This is a genomic window from Enterococcus sp. AZ050, from assembly GCF_051715085.1.
GTDB classification, from domain to species: Bacteria; Bacillota; Bacilli; order Lactobacillales; family Enterococcaceae; genus Enterococcus; species Enterococcus faecalis.
The window spans coordinates 737299-757521 of sequence record NZ_JBIOTC010000001.1; the positions used below are offsets into that span (position 1 = coordinate 737299).

General features: G+C 36.6%; 11 protein-coding genes and 2 pseudogenes. 3 read left to right on the forward strand and 10 right to left on the reverse strand.

What is annotated here, in order from left to right; all coding sequences use genetic code 11:
- The first annotated feature begins 51 nt into the window (after positions 1-51).
- Positions 52-639: a CPBP family intramembrane glutamic endopeptidase gene (locus IGJ04_RS03600; protein WP_002400588.1), complete on the forward strand. Its 588-nt coding sequence runs from the start codon at positions 52-54 to the stop codon at positions 637-639.
- Positions 640-732: 93 nt separating this feature from the next.
- On the opposite strand, the gene IGJ04_RS03605 is transcribed toward IGJ04_RS03600, so the two are convergent.
- The 3 genes from IGJ04_RS03605 to IGJ04_RS03615 form a co-directional block, all read right to left on the reverse strand.
- A complete protein-coding gene (locus IGJ04_RS03605; RefSeq protein ID WP_438839911.1) occupies positions 733-1392 on the reverse strand; it encodes an isopeptide-forming domain-containing fimbrial protein in 660 nt (219 codons plus the stop codon).
- Between the two features lie 9 nt (positions 1393-1401).
- Entirely contained in the window at positions 1402-5286 is a 3885-nt protein-coding gene (locus tag IGJ04_RS03610) for an isopeptide-forming domain-containing fimbrial protein (RefSeq protein ID WP_438839912.1), read from the reverse strand.
- Positions 5287-5759: 473 nt separating this feature from the next.
- Positions 5760-6575: a MerR family transcriptional regulator gene (locus tag IGJ04_RS03615; protein WP_002395516.1), complete on the reverse strand. Its 816-nt coding sequence runs from the start codon at positions 6573-6575 to the stop codon at positions 5760-5762.
- A gap of 66 nt (positions 6576-6641) precedes the next feature.
- Here IGJ04_RS03615 and IGJ04_RS03620 point away from each other — a divergent pair, with 66 nt between their 5' ends.
- Both IGJ04_RS03620 and IGJ04_RS03625 read left to right on the forward strand, forming a co-directional pair.
- Entirely contained in the window at positions 6642-8369 is a 1728-nt protein-coding gene (locus IGJ04_RS03620) for an ABC transporter ATP-binding protein (protein ID WP_033594907.1), read from the forward strand.
- A gap of 52 nt (positions 8370-8421) precedes the next feature.
- Complete coding sequence (locus IGJ04_RS03625; RefSeq protein ID WP_438839913.1) at positions 8422-10200, forward strand: ABC transporter ATP-binding protein; 1779 nt, start codon at positions 8422-8424, stop codon at positions 10198-10200.
- Positions 10201-10253: 53 nt separating this feature from the next.
- Here the strand turns inward: IGJ04_RS03625 and trpS are convergent, their stop codons facing one another.
- The 7 genes and pseudogenes from trpS to IGJ04_RS03660 form a co-directional block, all read right to left on the reverse strand.
- The gene (gene trpS, locus IGJ04_RS03630) at positions 10254-11258 is read right to left on the reverse strand and encodes a tryptophan--tRNA ligase (protein ID WP_002356846.1); all 1005 of its coding nucleotides are present in this window, start codon (positions 11256-11258) and stop codon (positions 10254-10256) included.
- A 161-nt stretch (positions 11259-11419) separates the two neighbouring features.
- Positions 11420-15198 (reverse strand): annotated as a pseudogene (locus tag IGJ04_RS03635) (Ig-like domain-containing protein).
- Positions 15199-15208: 10 nt separating this feature from the next.
- A complete protein-coding gene (locus IGJ04_RS03640) occupies positions 15209-16177 on the reverse strand; it encodes a hypothetical protein (protein WP_002400810.1) in 969 nt (322 codons plus the stop codon).
- Between the two features lie 100 nt (positions 16178-16277).
- Positions 16278-16949, reverse strand: coding sequence for a hypothetical protein (locus IGJ04_RS03645; protein ID WP_002400811.1), 672 nt, complete (start codon positions 16947-16949; stop codon positions 16278-16280).
- Positions 16950-16961: 12 nt separating this feature from the next.
- Positions 16962-17762 carry a carbohydrate ABC transporter permease gene (locus tag IGJ04_RS03650; RefSeq protein WP_425279518.1) on the reverse strand — a complete coding sequence of 267 codons (801 nt, stop codon included), beginning with the start codon at positions 17760-17762 and terminating at the stop codon, positions 16962-16964.
- Positions 17763-17851: 89 nt separating this feature from the next.
- A complete protein-coding gene (locus IGJ04_RS03655) occupies positions 17852-18754 on the reverse strand; it encodes a carbohydrate ABC transporter permease (protein WP_002356840.1) in 903 nt (300 codons plus the stop codon).
- Positions 18755-18904: 150 nt separating this feature from the next.
- A pseudogene (locus IGJ04_RS03660) lies at positions 18905-20181 on the reverse strand (ABC transporter substrate-binding protein).
- Positions 20182-20223 lie beyond the last annotated feature (42 nt).

Consider the following 20223-nt stretch of genomic DNA (forward strand, 5'->3'; position numbering starts at 1 on the left):
AAAAACACTAGAGCAATTAGTTTAATTGTGGTATATTTTTTCACAGTTTTAATGCAAGCTGGTTCTTTATTATTATTAGCTATTTCACTGTTATTTGATAATAATTTAGTAGAATCATCTTTTGCAAATCTCGTAACAGGTTTAACTATTACTGCTATTGTGGGAATAGTTTTATTTTGGAAAGAAATCGTTGCTGGGTTCGACTATTTTAAAGAAGAGACTCTTTGGCGTATTTTTAGCATTTTCTTATGGGTGGGGCTGATTTTTTTAGTCGATGTTATTATTCAAAAAATCATGAGTAATAATCTAATTGCTAATCAACAAGACGTTCTCTCATTTGGTGCACAAGTCCCATTGCTTGTTACTCTATTTTTCTTAGCAATCGTGGGGCCAATTGCTGAAGAACTAGTTTTTCGGCAAGTATTAATGAATTGTTTATCGGAAACAATTGGTATAGCCTGTGCAACTATGATTTCAATTTTTTTATTCACCTTTATGCACACACAACAGCCCCTTGATTTTCTCATTTATCTGCCAGGAGCTATTTTATTATCTGCAGCTTACTTAAAATCAAATCGTTCGCTTGTATTTGTTATGGCTATTCATATTGTTAATAATATGTTGGGTTTCTTGTTATAAATCAAAAAGAGTTGGCGACATAGGTCATTTTGACTTATGTTGCCAACTCTTAAATTTTCAGCTAATTAGTCGTTCTAAAACAATCGATTTTGTTTACTCCTCTTTTTCTTTGTTTCTCTTTATAACATAGAGAATTAATACAATTAAGATCAGTCCTACACCCAGATACGCAAATATTTTTTGGACTTTTTCTCCTGTTTTTGGTAAATAGGATGATTTAGACGTTTCTTTCTTGTTTATGGCAATTTCATTTTTACTATTTTTTGTAGGTTTGTTCTGGTCTGTAACAACTTTTTTTGTTTCCTTTTTATTTTTCGCTGGTTCTTCAGGCGTAATGGGCACTTCTGGTTCTTCGGGTGGATTAACTGTGTCATCTACTTTGGCTTTGTTGAGAATTATTTCGCCTGCCTTGGCTTCTTCATTAACGATCACTTTAAAACGAATACTCCGTTCTTTCATATCGGTGATACTTGGGTATTCCGCTGTGATTGTGCCGTTAGCTTCTTTCAAGCTGGTTGGTTTTGGTTCATCACCAACACTTGTTAGGCTATCTTTGACATACGTTAGTCCTTTGGGTAGTTGGTCTGTGATAACTACTTTGTTTAGGACGCCGTTTTCGACAGTGTTGCGGAAGCTAATGGTGTACTCGATAGTTTCGCCTAGTTTTGGTTTAGCGTTATTAACGGTTTTTGTTGCGGTTAGTTTGCCTTCTTTTATTCGAGGTGTGATTGGTTCTTCGGGTGTAATGGGCACCTTTGGTTCTTATGGTGGATTGACTGTGTCATCTACTTTGGCTTTGTTGAGAATTGTTTCGCCTGCTTTGGCTTTTTCGTTAACGATCACTTTGAAACGAATACTCCGTTCTTTCGTATCGGTGATACTTGGGTATTCCGCTGTGATTGTGCCGTTAGCTTCTTTCAAGCTGGTTGGCTTTGGTTCATCACCGACACTTGTTAGGCTATCTTTGACATATGTCAGTCCTTTGGGTAGTTGGTCTGTGATAACTACTTTGTTTAGGACGCCGTTTTCGACAGTGTTGCGGAAGCTGATGGTGTATTCGATAGTTTCGCCTAGTTTTGGTTTGGCGTTATTAACGGTTTTTGTAGCGGTTAATTTGCCTTCTTTTGTTCGAGGTGTGATTGGTTCTTCGGGTGTAATGGGCACCTCTGGTTCTTCTGGTGGATTGACTGTGTCATCTACTTTGGCTTTGTTGAGAATTGTTTCGCCCGCTTTGGCTTCTTCGTTAACGATCACTTTGAAACGAATACTCCGCTCTTTTGTATCGGTGATACTTGGGTATTCCGCTGTGATTGTGCCGTTGGCTTCTTTCAAGCTGGTTGGTTTTGGTTCATCACCAACACTTGTTAGGCTATCTTTGACATACGTTAGTCCTTTGGGTAGTTGGTCTGTGATAACTACTTTGTTTAGGACGCCGTTTTCGACAGTGTTGCGGAAGCTAATGGTGTACTCGATAGTTTCGCCTAGTTTTGGTTTGGCGTTATTAACGGTTTTTGTTGCGGTTAGTTTGCCTGCGTTCGTTTCTGGTACCACAGGCACCTCTGGTTCTTCGGGCGGATTAACTGTGTCATCTACTTTGGCTTTGTTGAGAATTGTTTCGCCCGCTTTGGCTTCTTCATTAACAATCACTTTGAAGCGAATACTCCGCTCTTTTGTATCAGTGATACTTGGGTATTCCGCCGTGATTATGCCGTTGGTTTCTTTCAAGCTGGTTGGCTTGGGTTCATCACCGACACTTGTTAGGCTATCTTTGACATACGTCAGTCCTTTTGGTAGTTGGTCTGTGATAACTACTTTGTTTAGGACGCCGTTTTCGATGGTATTGCGGAAACTGATGGTGTATTCGATTGCTTCTCCTAGTTTTGGTTTAGCGTTATTAACGGTTTTTGTTGCGGTTAGTTTGCCTTCTTTTACTCGAGGTGTGATTGGTTCTTCGGGTGTAATGGGCACCTCTGGTTCTTCTGGTGGATTGACTGTGTCATCTACTTTGGCTTTGTTGAGAATTGTTTCGCCCGCTTTGGCTTCTTCGTTAACGATCACTTTGAAACGAATACTCCGTTCTTTCGTATCGGTGATACTTGGGTATTCCGCTGTGATTGTGCCGTTAGCTTCTTTCAAGCTTGTTGGCTGGGGTTCATCACCGATACTTGTTAGGCTATCTTTGACATACGTCAGTCCTTTTGGTAGTTGGTCTGTGATAACTACTTTGTTTAGGACACTGTTTTCGATGGTGTTGCGGAAGCTGATGGTGTACTCGATAGTTTCGCCTAGTTTGGGTTTGGCGTTATTAACGGTTTTTATAGCGGTTAATTTGCCAGTTACTTGTTCGTCCGCAATTTTTGCTTCTACTATATTAGAAGTTTCGTTGACTTTTGCAGATGTTAAAATATCTACTGCCTCAACTGTTGCGCTATTAGGCACTAATTCATTTGCTTTTGCTCGTTCATTTATCTGCGCTTTAAATTCGTAAATTGTTTCAGCTGTATCAGCTTTGTAGCTACCTCCTTGTGTAGCAGTTGCACCATTGCCGACACGGACTATAATTTGTTTATTGGTTTCATCATATTCAGCTTGATCATCGCCTGAAGCATCCGTTTTTTCACCAGAATTTGGTCCACTAATAATTTTTAAAGAGCCTGGCAAATAATTTAAGCGACCATCTAGTGCATCCTTCGAGACTGAATTTATCGCTTCTGAATCAGCTTTTGTATTTTTTAGTGATACACGATACGTGATCGTTTCACCAACTTTGTAAGTTTCTTTTGGTTCCACAATTTCTTTCTTAATTTCAAATTCAGGTGTTTCTGCGTTTACAGCAAAACCAATCGCATTCGTAGAATAATCGTCACCACTACTTGTTGTTCTAAAATTAATTTGGTTTTGTCCAGCATTTAAAACACCTTCGGGAATTGCCATACGATCGATATCAATATCTAAAAAATTAGGATGATCCGGCGCAAATTTTCCTGGATACTTATCTACCATATGTTCATCGTTATCTGTCACAGTTGCGTTCATAGCATTGTTAACTGGATTGAGCGTGTTCGAAATATTTACCCAAATTCCTGCGCTATTTTTAATTTGTGCGTTGTCTCCAGTCCAGTATTTATCTCCTTGAACAGTAAACCAGGTCACAATTGGATCAAGATTTCCTTGTTTTGCTGTTAAAAAGTTGCTCATAGTAAATTCATTATTAGTTCCAGCAGCATTGCCACGTGCTCCATAGTAAATACTAAAAGCTCTTGACTTACTTGCCTGATCCTTTGTAACAACAAACAAACTCCAACCACTAAAGTTATAATATTGATATTGACCATTTAAACTACTTGTCATAGGAATATCTGCTAACGTATAACTTCCTGTCGCACTTTTATCCCCTTGTAAAATTGAAGTTACATCTGCATAATTAGAAAATCCAGTATTATTGTACCCGAAACGTTGTCCTGGGTTTGTTGCATCTTGATCGATACGATGGTACCTTTGGGGCGAAACACGCTGTACGGTTCCATTTGGTGTAGTAAATTGAACTGGTGCACTAATTTCTTCATCAGAAAGATTTGTTCCGTAAGCAGGGCCTTTATATCTAGATGCACTCCAAAATAAGCCCGCCCAAGCAATCTCTTTTGCACCATTTAAATCAATATAAGCCCGACTAGAGTTATACGTATTTGGATCATTGTCAACATCTGCAAATTCTAAAGGAAAATTGTTAATTGCATAACCACTACTTGCTCCTCGTGTGTTTAAAAATGTTTGTGCAGCCGCCGTATTTTCATTCGCAATTTTTAAGTTGGTATTTCCCGTTGAAAAAAGTTCTCCTTTATGAACGCTTTGATAAATCGGTGTATTAAACCCCCGACCAGGTGTTGGTGGCACTAACGGACCAGTAGGTTGCGCCTTTAATGGAGGTTGCTCAGGACTTTCGGTAGCCTGCGTTAGTGCTGTCTCTTGAATACTTTCTGTCGCCTTTCCTGCTTCAGGCTTTGTTTCGTTACTAGTAGTTGCGGTCATTTCATTTGTAGAAGAGGCTGTTTCGTTTGCCTGATTTTCTACTTTTGTTTCTGAAGTTTCCTGTTTTTCCTTCGAAACCGACTCTTTATCTGCTAGCATATATTTATTAGGTAAATCAATTACTAGTGTTCCTTTTTCATTATCTTCTATTAGTACGCTGACCAATAACTTGCTCGACGCTTTTGTAGTTATTTGCCCATTTATGGTAATCTTTCTTGTCGAATTTGGTTGAAGGTTAAGCAGTTTAATATCGGTTGTTTGATCTTTCTTATTTGTTTCAACCTTTGCTTGTTCTTCTAAAGACGTAGGTCCTCGCTCTTCGCTTAAAGTATCTAATACAAATTTGATTGGACTATCATTGTTATTTTTTTGTTTTAAAATGAGATTTTTGATTGGTACATCTCGTGTATTTGTTATTTCGTAAGTGACCGTTTTAATATCTTCTTGAGACGATGTATCTTCTATTTTCCCTATTACTTTGAGCCCGTCTTTTTCAACAGTATTCTCAGCATCACTTGTTACTTCTTGAGCAAATGCGTTCATCATTGGTAACAAATTTAAAATAAACAGCATGGTAATCATAAGGTAACTCACAAAATTTTTAACTGCTCTATTCATTTACATTCTCCTTCGTTCTTTTCATTTACTTAAACAAATCATCTTCAAACAACTTTTACAATTACTAATTGTTTCTCAATATCCACCTCCATAAAATACTTTTCAACCTTCAATTCTTTCTTTATTTAGCTACAACAACTTTTTTTAACGTACGATTTTCCGTTTCTCCTTATAATCAAAAAGTAACACATTATATTAGCTAAAAAAAGAAAAAAACCCGATATTTCAACAAAAAATAGCGAATTAAATAACACGTTTTATATGAAGCAAATATATTGACTTTCCCTAAAAAAATACAAATATAGGTAAGTTCTAGCTTTAAGAGTAATTTTTTTATTGTTTTCCCTTTAATAACATTCGTTCTAAATTGTTTTAAAAACTAAAACTTTTTTCATGTAATTTTCATTACATTTACCAAAAAAAGAAACTAGCTTAGCTACATTTGCTATTGCTAGTTCCTTTTTTTAATTGTTTTACTTTTCCCCTAAAATTTCAATCCAACCATAATAATATTCAATATATTGATTTTCCTCTTCTAGTTGTGTCAAGATATGCTCCCCGACAACGATGCCTGTTTCAAATCCTTGTTTTGCTAAACGCTTTTTTACTTCTTCGATATTATTCAAACGGGTATCTTGTGTATTGACTTTTAAAATAAAGCCTTTGTATTGGCTACTTGGTTCTTTGAGCCAAATCACTTTGTCTAAACTTTTTTTATTCACATGATTTGCCAAACAAATCCCATACGTCAATTCATTGGATTCACTTAAATCCCCGTAAATACCTAAAGTTGAAATGTGTTCCATGTAAACTTTCATCTCTTCTGGATCCTCAATATCAACAACAACAATTTTATCAAAAGGAATTGGTTCATCTGAAAAAACCAATGTTTCTAAATCAATTAACGCATGTAAATGTAATTTTCTTTTCTTGATTTCTTTGTATTTATGCTGAAGCCTTTTTATTTCTTGCCCCAGTTGTTCTTCTGTTGCTTCCATGGTGGCATAGAGATCGGTAGGAGTCTTTTTATATAAATTCAACATATCTTTGATAGGAATCCCCATTTTTCGATAAAAATCAATATCATATATTTTGAACAAATCTTCTAAATCAAAGGTTCGATATCCGTTTTCTTCATTGCGTGTTGTACTAATCAACCCTTGCTCGTCCCAATAACGAATCGTGGACTTAGGGATATTTAACAACTCAGAAACATCTTTTATTGTGTAATTTTTTTCCATACTGTTCCCTCCATCAAAAAGTTTAGCATTTCTACTGTTGACATTCAAGTTACTTGAACGTGTACAATGACTCTTTGTAACAGCTAAAACGGTATTGTTTAAGGAGGAAATTTCATGAAATTAATGAAAGAGTTTATTAAAGAAAATAAATGGATTGTTCTTGCGACAACTTTAACCATCTGTTTGCAAATCGCAGGAACCCTTGGCGTCCCTAAATTAGTTGGCAAGTTGATTGATGTGGGCATCGTTAGCGGTGACCAACAAGTAATTAAAACGATTGGCATACAAATGTTTCTTGTGGCATTCATTGGAACAATTGCCGCAATTATTTCTAGCTATTTGTCTGCTTTAGTAGCTGCTAAGTTTGGTTTTCAAGTTAGAGGATTGTTCTTTAAAAAATTTCAACAATTCTCGATGAAAAATGTTGATAAATTTGGTTCAAATTCTTTGCTAACTAGAATGACCAACGATGTAGATAATGTTCAAACAATGATTGTGCTATTTTGCCAATTAATCTTTCCAGCGCCTATTATTAGTTTATTTGCCTTAGTGATGACATTTTCTTATTCAGTTTCACTCGCTTGGGTAACATTGGCTTCCATCGTATTTTACTTAGTCGTTGTTTATTTTTTAATGAAAAAAGGTACCCCTTTATCTTTAAAAATTCAACCAAAAATGGATCGAATTACTACGACTTTACGAGAGTTCTTTACTGGAATTAATATGATTCGTGCGTTCAATAATCAAGACTTTGAAGAGCAGCGAACCAATCAAACATTTAAAAATTATGCTGAACGCATGAGTAAAGTGAATCGAATCTTTGCTTGGATTACTCCCGTTGCCTTTTTATTAATGGGCGTTGTGTACGCCTCTATTTTGTGGTTTGGCGGTAATTTAGTTGCAGTAGGCACCCTACAAATTGGCACCGTTACAGCTGTGATTGAATATACGCTTCTAACTTTGGCCTACTTAATGATCGCGGCTATGGTATTAGTTGTCATTCCACGGTCCGTTGCTTCCTTGAATCGCTTGCAAGAAGTTTTGTCAGAAGAAATTGAAATTAGCGATCCTCACACTGAAGCAACCATTGCTTATCATCCTGAGAAAGCCTTGATTTGCTTCGATCACGTCACGTTTCAATATACAGAAACAGCTGATCCTGTTTTAGAAAATGTTAGTTTTGTCATCCCTAAAGGAAAAACAACGGCGATTGTTGGTGCAACTGGCGCTGGTAAAAGTACTTTAGTTAAGTTACTTTTACGAATAAATGAGGTCACAGCCGGCACGATTAGCTATTCTGGCACAGATATCCGCTCATTATCTCAGCAAACGATTCGCCAAGTCATCAGTTATGTGCCACAAAAAGCCTTTCTTTTCAGTGGGACAATCTTATCAAACTTATTAATGGGAAATGCCAAAGCAACTACAGAAGAAATAAGAACGGCACTAGAAATTTCACAATCTTCTGAATTTATCGATTCCTTACCACAAGGGATTGAAAGTTTCGTAGCACAAGGCGGGTCCAACTATTCTGGTGGTCAAAAACAAAGAATGTGTATTGCACGAGCCTTAATCAAACCGGCAGACGTTTATATTTTCGATGATAGCTTTTCCGCATTAGATTACAAAACTGACGCCGCTCTACGTGCCGCTTTACATGCACAAATGGCGGACAAAACTTTACTCATTGTTGCTCAACGGTTAAGTACAATCATGAACGCTGACAATATTATCGTCCTAGATGAAGGAAGGATTGTTGGTCAAGGCACCCACGCTGATTTACTTACCACTAATAGCTATTACCAAGACTTTGCTAAATCGCAAGGTATCTTACCCAAGTAATTAAAGAAAGGATGTGACTGCTTGAAAGAAAGTTTTCTTTTCAAGCCATACAATGAAAAAAACAATGAATCTTCAAAGCTTTAAACGTTTCTGGAAAATGATTAAACCTGAGCATCCAATCTTTTATGGTCTAATGATCTGCAGTTTAATTGGAAACTTATTAATTGTTGCCATGACCTATATTATGGCAATCGGGATTGATAACCTCTTAGAAGCGATCAAGCGTGTCGGACTCAAAGGCATGACACTTCCTTTAGTTGAAGAAGCACTCTTAGGTCCCGTCTTACTTTTAATTCTCTTTTCAATCATTAGTAGTATCACTTCTTTTATCCAGGAACGAGCAATGGCTTCTTTAAGCGAACGGGTTACTTTAAGAATTAGAAAAGAAGTGACAAAAAAGTTTAAAACTTTACCAATGGCCTTCTTTGACAATCACCAAGTGGGCGATATCATTAGTCGTTCAACAACTGGCTTAAACCAATTGTCACAAGTTCTTTTAACAGGCATCAACCAATTTTTCACTTCCGTCGTGACTATCCTTTTTGCAGGAATTATGTTGTTCTATATTGATGCAAAATTAACTATTTTAGTGTTGCTACTAATTGGCGGTAGTACTTTCATGACGACAAAAATTGCGAATAAAAACAAGGTGTTTGCTGATCAAAGTCAAGCTGAATTAGGTCAATTAAATAATAAAATGGAAGAATATTTAGCAGGAAATTTGGTCACAAAAACCTTTAATCAACAGCAAAATGCTGAAAAAACAATTGCTGCTGTTAATCAACAACATTATCGTGCCTTTAAAAAAGCACAGTTTCTAAATTTTGCGATTTATCCAGCTATTCGTTTTATCAATCAGTTGGCTTTTATTATCAGTGCTATCTTAGGCGCAATGCTCGTTTTATCTGGTGGTATTACGATTGGTTTCTTGCAAGCGTATTTGCAATATATCAACCAAATTTCTGAGCCGATTTCTACCGCTTCTTATGTCATTAACTCAATTCAAGCAGCGATGGCTTCCATTGATCGGATTTTTGTTATCTTAGATGAAGCTGATGAACAGCCAGAAGCAACTCATTTAGAAACTATTTCTTCTCCTAAAGGAGCCATTGAATTTAAAAATGTTCAATTTGGCTACACACCAGAAAAAATTTTAATGAAGAATGTTGATTTTTCTGTTCAACCGAAAAAAACAGTGGCCATTGTGGGACCCACCGGCGCTGGTAAAACAACATTAGTCAACTTATTGATGCGTTTCTATGAAATAAATCAAGGCGCCATTACTTTTGATGGGATTGATATTACGAAACTTTCTCGACAAAATCTAAGAAATTTATTTGGCATGGTATTACAAAACACTTGGCTATTTGAAGGAACCGTAGCAGATAATATTGCCTATGGAAAAAAAGACGCTTCTCGTGAAGAAATAATTGAAGCGGCTAAAATTGCTCAATGTGATCATTTTATTCGGACCCTTCCTCAAGGATATGACACAATTATTTCTAGCGAAAATGGTGCATTATCACAAGGGCAACAACAGTTATTAACCATCGCCCGAATCATTTTAGCAAATCCGCCCGTTGTTATTCTCGATGAATCAACTTCGAGTGTGGACACACGAACAGAAGCCCATATTCAAAAAGCGATGGAAACTGTCACAGAAAATCGAACAAGCTTCGTTATCGCTCATCGATTATCCACGATTGAAAATGCTGATTTAATTTTAGTGATGAAAAATGGCGATATTATTGAAAAGGGAACGCATCAGGAACTATTACAAGCTCCGACTCTTTACGCCAGCTTATATAATAGTCAATTTCAAACCACTTAAAAAGAACTGGAACAAGTCATTCTTCTTTTGACTTGTTCCAGTTCTTTTATTGCTTAGAAATATTGAATTCCCATCGCTTTTTTGACTTCTGTTAAGGTTTGTGCTGCCACTTTTTCAGCAGCAAGACTTCCTTTATGCAACATTTCCATAATCGCTTCTGGATTTTTAGCCAGCTCTTCACGACGTCGACGAATCGGTGCGAGTTCTTCTTCTAGGACATCAATTAAGTAACGTTTAATTTTCACATCTCCTAAACCGCCATGACGATAGTGCTCTTTTAATTCTTCAATATATTCTTTCTCTTTCCCAAAGACATCCAAGTAAGTAAAGACCATATTTCCTTCAACTTGTCCTGGGTCCTCTATACGAATATGATTTGGATCGGTATACATACTCATTACTTTTTTCTGAACCACTTCAGCTGGATCTGAAAGATAAATACCATTACCTAAAGACTTACTCATTTTTCCGTTGCCATCAATTCCTGGCAAGCGTCCCATGCCTTTTGGTGGTAACACAGCTTCCGGTCTAACTAAAACTTCACCGTACGTCTGATTAAAACTATGCACAATTTCTTGCGCTTGTTCCAACATTGGTTTTTGGTCTTCCCCAACTGGGACTAAGTTCGCTTGAAAGGCAGTAATATCAGCAGCTTGTGAAACGGGATAAATAAAGAATCCTGTCGGAACACCCTCGCCAAATTTTTTTTGCTCAATTTCTGCTTTGACCGTTGGATTCCGACGAACACGTGACGTGGTCACTAAATTTAGATAGTACATTGTTAATTCAGCTAACTGTGGAATTTGCGATTGGATAAAAATTGTTGTTTTCGTAGGGTCTAAACCAACTGCTAAATAGTCCAAAGCAACTTCTAAAACATTGGCTGAAACTTTTTCGGGATTTTTTGCATTATCTGTCAATGCTTGTAAATCTGCAATCATGACAAATAATTGATTTGTAGGGTCTGCTTGCATTTCTACTCGTTTTTTTAAGGAACCTACGTAATGTCCTAGGTGCAATTTACCAGTTGGACGATCACCTGTTAAGATAGTATTCATTGTCTACACACCTTTATCGTTTACTTTCATTTATTATTTTACCTTGTTTTAAAAAGAATGAATAGTAGGCAATAGAATATTTATTGATTCTAGATAATCGAAGAGACTAGAAAGATTGCAAGCTACAGCAATTCTTGTTCCAGTCTCTTCAAACAGTTTATTTATTTTGTGACTTTAATTGAAAATTGTGCAGTCACTACCGGTAAAACTTTGCTTGTTACTTTGATTTGATAATTTCCTGCAGCAGTCGTTGCTTCTGTCCTAATCAGACCGTTCTCATCTACACTTACTGTATTGCCAGCATCTGGTGTAACCAACTCATACGTTACTTGCGAGCTCCAAGCATCCGTTTCTGTGTGCGGCGCTTGACCAATCACTTTAGATTGAATTTGATAATTTTCGCCTGATTTTATAGTGGCTGTTTCTGTAGCAAATTGAACTCTTTCAGGAATCGCATGAGTTTGCACGACTTGGAAGATTTTTCGTTCATCAGGATTCGCAATTCCTATTTTTTCTTCTACTGCAGCAGGGAACTGGTAAGTACCTGGCGGGCTACTTGGCGAATAATTACTAACATCGTCATCCCAAGAAATAACCTTCAATTTCGTTTCGCTACCATCATCTAATTTTGCAATTACTTCAGTTGGCAAATTCAGTTCGCCTCGCGAGGTGCCTGTTAGTCGATCCAGCGTAGGCAATTCCTTGAATCCAACAATATGTTTAGCGGTGACTTTTACATTGGCAATAATTGGCATTGAGACACCTGCTGCTCGTCCTACAACAGTGAATGTTCCTTCTTTTTGATAAGAAGATGCTGGAACTTCTGACCAATTGACAGTCACTTCTCGTTGTGAACCATCCGAATAAAAAATAGTTGTTTTTTCTGGTAGTTTAGGGGCTTGACCCGCTTCTGTCGCAACCTCAATCGACTCATGTTTGACTTCGAAAACATTCGATAAAACAATTTTAGGAGCTAAACTATCCTCTGTTAGCTGTTGACCAGTTGGCAAGGTCAATTTGCCTGCTAAAAAGTCTTGATAGGCCTTTTGTGCGCCTTCTTTTGAAAAAGCATCAAACCCAGCATTATCAGAATCATAACCAGGCAAACGACTGTCTGTAATCGCTAATAAGAAACTTAACTTGGCTGGAATTGTCTCACCACTTTGAATTAGCTTCCGTAGATAGTTACTAATATCAATAGAGATTGTATTTTGATTATTCATAATTGAACTATTTGTAAAAGATTGTCGAGCAATAACTTCTTCATTTGGTACATTTAAATTATTTGGACCATTATTCCAAGTAATGGTGTTACTCATCCAATTAGTATCTGTTCCATAAACATCTACTTGGAACTGCGTATTTTTCAAACGTTCATCATTTGTATTGCCAGCACCATTCCACACATCATAACGCATCACATTTAGTTCTAAATTGGCACTTTTTAGTGATTGATAGTTCTTCAATTCTTGTGTATCAATTTCAACGTAAATCCGGCGATTATACCCTGCAGAACTAGCATTTTTTAATTTTAATGCGTAATTGCCCGTATAGTTTACTCCATAAGGATATTTATAGGCGTCTCCTGAACTAATGGCAGCGGTACCGCCTGCTATAGCAGAGTATGCTCGGTTACCATCACTCTTTTGAACATAGGCAGTTTGAGCTGTTTTTAGTTTAACGGTGTCTTTTCCTTCACCAAGTTCACCCTCAAAAGAGACCTTGGCTGTTACTTTGACAGCATCTATCGGTAAGCCGATAACTGTTGCTGCAACTTCAACTGTGCCTGCTGTATTAATTTTTTCTTGAGGGATTGCTTCCCATTGTAACTTAAATTCTTTTTTGCCTGTCGCAACCACTTCTTCATTAACGACTTCTTCGTACGTTAATTCAACTTGCTCTGGCAAATTAGGATACACACCTGTTGCCGAACTAATTTCTAACACTTGATTTTGATAACGAATACTTTTTTCAATTGTGGATGCTTGTTGCGCACCAATATCTAAAACTTTATTTTTCAAGCTATTTCCAAAGAAGTCTTCGGCCGCACTGTTCACTTCCGACAAGCCTTTACCAATCGCTGGCGAGGTTTCTTTTAATTGGAACATTTGTGCTCGCTGACGTAAGCGTTCTTTGGAAGTAAATTCAACCACATTATCTTTTGTTGGTTTCAATGTCGTAAATTCTTGCTCTGCCAACTCTTTCACTTTTTCAGGGTTATCTGTGATTTCTAATTGTGGTTTTTCAAAAATGTTTCCACTTGATACTAATTTTTCAACAGTTGCACCACTTTTTTCTGTAGCAATTTCTTTTGGCCAAATAACATTATTTTTGAAATATTTTTCTGGATTATCGACCATTTTACGTTCAATTGGTTGTGTCCCATTTGTTGGATAATTAGATAAGAATTTTAATTGTCCGGTACCTTCTTTGTATAAAATATTATTGTAAAAATTGGCTACTGTACCACTGTTGTCAGAACTATTTCCTTCACCAAATAATGACGTTGAAATGCCGTCGCCAACATAAATCGTATTATTGTGGATAGTTGGCATTGCCGCTCCATCATTTTTTACCCAATAATGGAAAATGCTTTGTTCTTTATAATTGTAGCCACCAGCTCCGCCTGGATTGTCTTTACCTGTTCCTCGGTTACCACCGCCGTCATTAGCTGAGATATTGTAACGAATAACCGAATTTTTTTGATCAGACATAAGCAATAAAAAGCGCCAGTATTATGATGTGAATAGTTATATTGATAAATAACATTGTTTGACTGCATGTCCACATCATAAGCTTCGGCATCGTTAAATCCATATTTGATTCCGTATACTTCGTTATATTGGAACAGTCCGTCATCTACAGACATTGCCCAAACGCCCGCGTAATTTTGTGTACCATAATCGGCATTGCACATTCGGACAGCAACATTTCCTTCGACGACACCGCCACTTTTGGCTTCTGACAAGACAATTCCGTCGCCAGCAATATCTTCTAAATAGTTATTACGAATCGTAATATTAGAAAACGTTTTGTAGAAAGTGTTGGCTCTTGAGGTATCTGAATCAGCTTTTGTTCGAATTCCTTCAAGTCCCACTCGTTGAATCACATTATTTTCAATCAAAATATCATTAAATCCAGTCGTTGTTCGATGATCATTGGCTGCCGTTACTACATTGCCATTCTCATCAAACCAACTTCCTAAAACAATAATTCCACCTACCGCTTTTAATCGTTTGGTTGCAGTATTCCCACTTAGATTCAAATAATATTCTGTTTGAACGTCATGAACATAGTTATTCCGTATCGTGACACTATTGAACGTTCGATTTTGTTCATATCCTAGGACTAATATCCCCGCTCTTTGAGCATCTCCTGGTTTCTTATAGCCTTCGAGATTATCTAGCTCTGGTGTATTTGTCACTTCTAAGTTTGAAATATCCCAATATTCTTGGTTCACTAACTGCACGGCCCCTGAGATTGCACGTTTGAAAGTCCCTGTGCTGTAGGTGCCACCACCGTTAATAATCGGACGCCGTGTTGTTTCAAAAATGGTTTCTCCTTTGTCATTCGTATCATAAAAATCAATGACAATCTTTTGTGCCGCTGTCCCATTCCCTTTTGGATGCAACAATTGGTTATTCCAGGTACTTTGCGCATTCAGCAGAAGATGGTCGCCTGGCTGAAACTCCGTCTGATTCACTTTTTCAAAATCACGCCAAGCACTGGCAGGTGACTGCCCATCATTGGCATTATTTCCTCCTTCCCCATCCACATAGTAGGTCGTCCCATTTTGAGCGACACCTACTGAACGAAAAAGTAACGGTTGATCACTCACTGTTTCCCCATAAGCAGGAAGACTAAATAATTGAAGCTGGGAAAAAACAAGCAAAATAGAAAGGAAAATGGTTACACTTTTAAAATACGCTTTTTTTCTCATTTTCTGCTCCTTAACTGTTTTTATTTTGATAATTTTGAAAAAACTTTTCTCTGTCTTTCTCCAACAAGTCTACTTTGGTTGCTTGTTGATACGTAGCTAATTTCTCTTTGTAGCATGTGTTGATATAGGCATTTTTGCCAAATTGTGGTGCTTCTTCAAACTGTAAAAGTTGCCCTCCTTCCTTATTAAAAATATAAAAGTATTGGTTTTCGTGGTATCCTTCCACCACGGTACCAACAGCTTTTTCACTAAGAATCTCCCCAACAGACAACGAATAAATATCCTCTTTTTGGATTTCTGCACTCTTCAATTGATACGATGCAATAACAAGATTAGGTAATTTATTTTGCCACTCCAATAACGTCTCCTCATAAGATAGATTCGGAGAGATTGCTTCGGCTATTTTTTCTAATTCTGCTTGCTTACCTGAAAAAGTTGGAATTTCAATTGCTTCAATAAAGTAATCGGTCTTTTTATATTTATCCTCCAATTGCTCAAAGGCCTGCCGCAATTCTTTTTGCGTTGGCTTTTCTTTCTCCATTAATTTCTCTTTTATTTGGTCCTGTAATTGTTGATCTTTTGCATCTAGAAATTGCCAGAGCGTTAAACTGCTCTTTTGGTCTTGCCATTCTTTTTTTTCTTGCCCAAATGTTTGTGAGTGGGCTATTTCTAACTCCGTTGCCAGCTGTTTAATCATTTTATGTTGTACTAAATCCTTCGTTGCAACCTTCAGTAGTTCCTGAGTGGGTGATTTTCCGTTATACGTTTTGCGCCAGAAATTTTTCCCAAACGAAGTTAAATTATTCTGATCAGAGAATTGCTTCGCTACACGATTCATATTTTTATCGCCATAAACAATCAATTCTTCGACTTGGATTGCTTCGTTATTAATCATACTTTGCTGGCTGGTAGTAAAAATAACGAGCACAAAAATAGCACCTATCAAAAAGCTACTTAAAATAATTATTTTTTTCTTCATTCGTTCGCTCCCTCCACTTTAATAAACAAGGCAAGAACAAAATAAGCAATCCCACCTTCATTCATTTTCCTGAAAATCGAGATTACTTATTAGGTAAAAATTATTTATTCTTTTTTTGCTTTTCATGCAATTTCCCAGTATTTAAATAAATAATCCCTAGGAACAGGACAGGGGTTACAACAAACCCAAACTGTGGCTTCAAACACATCATTGCAAACATTGAGAATAGTAAAAAAACATTTAGACAGCTGACATACCATTTCCGCAGTCCATAGTAAATTGAAATCCGAAACACATCTTTAAAAGAAGCTTGCGGGTTTCGTACTTGAAAATACCAAGCATTCAGCATAATAGCTAACCCAAAAATTAGCAGAAGGACCATCAATGGAATAAACCATTTACCAATCGTTGTTTTGGCAAAAAAGAATATATCTGTCACACTGATGATGCTACTTCCTAAGCCTAGCAAGCTGATAAGAAAGCCTCTTAACCCAAACTGACGAAACTTTTGGAAAAAAGTTTTAAACGGATCCAGCTCTTTTTCTTCTTTAAAAGTATCGATTAAACCTAAAAGTGCAATCATCCCTGCCCCCATCGGCAGCAACGTTACTACAAAAAGTGGGAGGTTTCGTGGATCAATGTCTAAGCTAATCACCGCTATGAAAAAAGGAATGTTCACTAAGAGAAGCCCTAGATTACCGATAAATAAAATGTAAAGCCAGCGAAAAATTTTCATATAGATATTATTATCAAAGGTTTGCTTAGTAAACATTCAAACTTCCTCCTAATTCTTCATTCCAGATGTAGCAATACCTTCAACAAAGTATTTTTGCATTGCTAAAAAGACAATCCCTACTGGTAAAATAGAAACCACTGATGCGGCCATGATTAAGGCATATTCAGCATCAAATAAACCGACGAACATTTTCAAACCTAACTGAATCGTTTTATTCTCAGTAGAAGATAAATAAATGAAAGGTCCCATATAGTCATTCCATGTATTCACAAAAGTAATAATCGTGAGACTGGCTAAAGCTGGTTTGGTTAATGGTAAAATAATTTTCCAATAAATTCCCCACTCACTTAACCCATCAATCCGCGCGCTTTCACATAGTGAATCTGGAATACTGCTGTAATATTGTTTCAGTAAAAAGACCCCAAATGCATTAAATGCTTGTAATAAAACAAGTGACCATAACGTGTCAGTCAAACCTAATTGACGCATCATAATAAATTGTGGAATCATATACGATTGCCAAGGAATAGCAATTGTTGCGATGTACGTAATAAAAAGTGTATCTCTTCCTCTAAAATTCATTTTTGAAAAGCCATATGCTGCAAAGCTTGAAGTAAATAGTTGAATAATCGTAATCACAATACTTAAAAATAACGTATTTTTAAAGAAAGTTAACAATGGAATGCGTTCCCAAATAACGGAATAGTTTTCTGGATGCCAACTTTTAGGAATCCATTGAATTGGAATGGTGAAAACTTCATTGTTTGTTTTAAATGATGCTGAAACCATCCAAATGAAAGGCACCAAAGTAATTAACGCAAGTAAAGTTAAGAGAATGATTACAAGGATCCCACCAGGTGTGACTTTTTCTGCTTTTTTCGTTTTTGCTTTTCAAGTATTTTCTTTTTTTGAAAAAGTTGCTTCCATCTTTTCTCCTCCTAAACTTTCTCTTGATGTTGATTCCATTTAAATTGAGCCACAGTAATCGCTAGAACGATGATGAATAAGACCATCGCAATGGCTGATGCATAACCAAAATTAAATTTGACAAAGGCTTCATTGTAAATTTCGTAAACTAACACATTCGTTGCACGTCCTGGTCCACCACCAGTCATAACTTGAACTAAGTCAAACACTTTGAAACAGTTAATTACAAGCATGATAGTCACGAAAAAGGTCGTTGGTCGTAGTGAAGGTAAGGTAACATTTAAAAATTGATTCCATTTACCCGCGCCATCCATTGACGCTGCTTCATATAATTCTCTTGGCACACTTTGTAAACCAGCTAAATACAAAATCATATAATACCCCATAAAGCGCCACACACTAACGATGATAATTGCTGGTAAAGCCCAAGTAGAACTAGATGTCCAGCCAGGAGGATTTTCAATAAATAATTTCAAAAATTGATTAATTGGTCCCATTGTTGGATGAAATAGCATATTCCAAACGACCGCAATCGCAACTAATGACGTTACATAAGGAAAGAAAAAAGCCGTTCTAAAAAATTTCATCCCTCTAATTTTACGATTCAACAAAATCGCTAGTCCTAATGAGCAAATCAATGTTAACGGAACAACACCAATCGTATAGATAAACGTTTGTTTTAACGAAATCCAAAACGTATCATCATGAATCATTTTGGTGAAATTTTTCATTCCGACAAATTCAGGAGTTGAAAAAGAATCCCAACTCATAAAAGCTAAAATCAGTGAACAGATAACCGGGATTAAAGTGAAGAGGAAAAAGCCAATAAAGTTTGGTGCGATAAAAGATAACGCAGTCCACGTATTTTTTCGTCTCAATTTATTTGCTGTTTTTGTTTTTGAAGTAATTTCCATAATTGTATTCTGTTAAGTGAACTTAACAGGCCCTCCTTCCAAACTCAAGCTACATTCTTTATTTAAAAAAATAAGCTGAAATTCATTGTAGGTTACTCATTTCAGCTTATTTTTTTCATCAATCTTTTGTGTTTTTGCAGGAAATAATAGTTAGTCTATCTCTGCTTTGACACGTTTTTCCATGTTAGCAATACCATCTTTTGGTTTTTCGTCGCCGACCATAATTAAATCATGTTCTTCTTGTAATACTTTATCAATTGCGGCACCGTTTTTATCAGATGGGAATTCTAAATTAATTGTATCTGGGTTAAAGGCTTTTTGTGAGACTTCATCTGAAGGCATTCCTTTTCTTGCAAAGTAGATTTTATCAATTTCATCTGTTTTATAAGAAGGAACCACCCCTACTTCTGCTAAAAGTTTTGCACCTTCTTTACCTGAAGCAAAGTCTAAGAATTTTTGAGCAGCTTTTTGTTTTTACTGTTTTTATTAATTGCAAAACTTGTCGGTGAGCCAAAGGTAGTTGCTTTGCCTTTTTCTTGTTGTGGTATTTCGGCAATCCCCCATTCGACATTTGTTTTGCCATCATCAATGTTGGTTAATAAAGTCCCCATGTACCAGCTACCCATGTACATCATCGCCGCTTTTGAATTTTCAAATTGTGATTGATACGTTACTTTTGTTGATTTTGCTGTTCCAAAATCCATTTGTGATTGATCTTTTTGCATTCTCAATGCGCGATCATAATAAGTTTCCATATAATTGTATTTTGGTTCAATCAAATTGGCATTGTTTTGAGCAGCAGCAATCGCTTGAACGGTTGAGCGCCAAGTATGTTGATAGGCACCATATACTTGTTCTTCTGGTTTAGATAATTTTTTCGCTAACGCTTCATATTCATCCCAAGTTAAGTTATCGGGATAGGCAATTCCGGCTTCATCAAACATTTTTTTATTGTAATACAATACCCAGAAATCTGTACGTTAAGGCTGAGCATAGGTTTTACCATCGATTTCATACATCTCGTAACTTGCTTTGGCAGGTTCGATATCTAAATCTTTAACGTGATCGGTTAAATCCACCAATTGATTGCGTAGCGCGTAATTAGAATATGAAAGTAAGTTTTTCATGGTTAAAATATCTGTCGTATCTCCTGATGAAAGCATCGTTGTTACTTTTGTGTCATAATCATCTGAAGCAATGTCCACCGGTTCAATAGTGATATCAGGATTTTCCGCTTCAAAAGCTCTGAATAATTTCTCAAATTCTGGGGTCGTGTCATAATTCCAAGTAGTTACTGTTAATTTTGTTTTGCCATCTTCACTCTTTTCAGTTGCTTTCTTTTCACTTGAACCACCACATGCTGTTAAAGTTACTGCCGCCACCGCTAACAACGCTGCCGCTGTTAAGCCTTTTTTCCAAAATTTCATTTGTACTACCTCCGCTATTTATTATTTTTTAGGAGTTTTCCT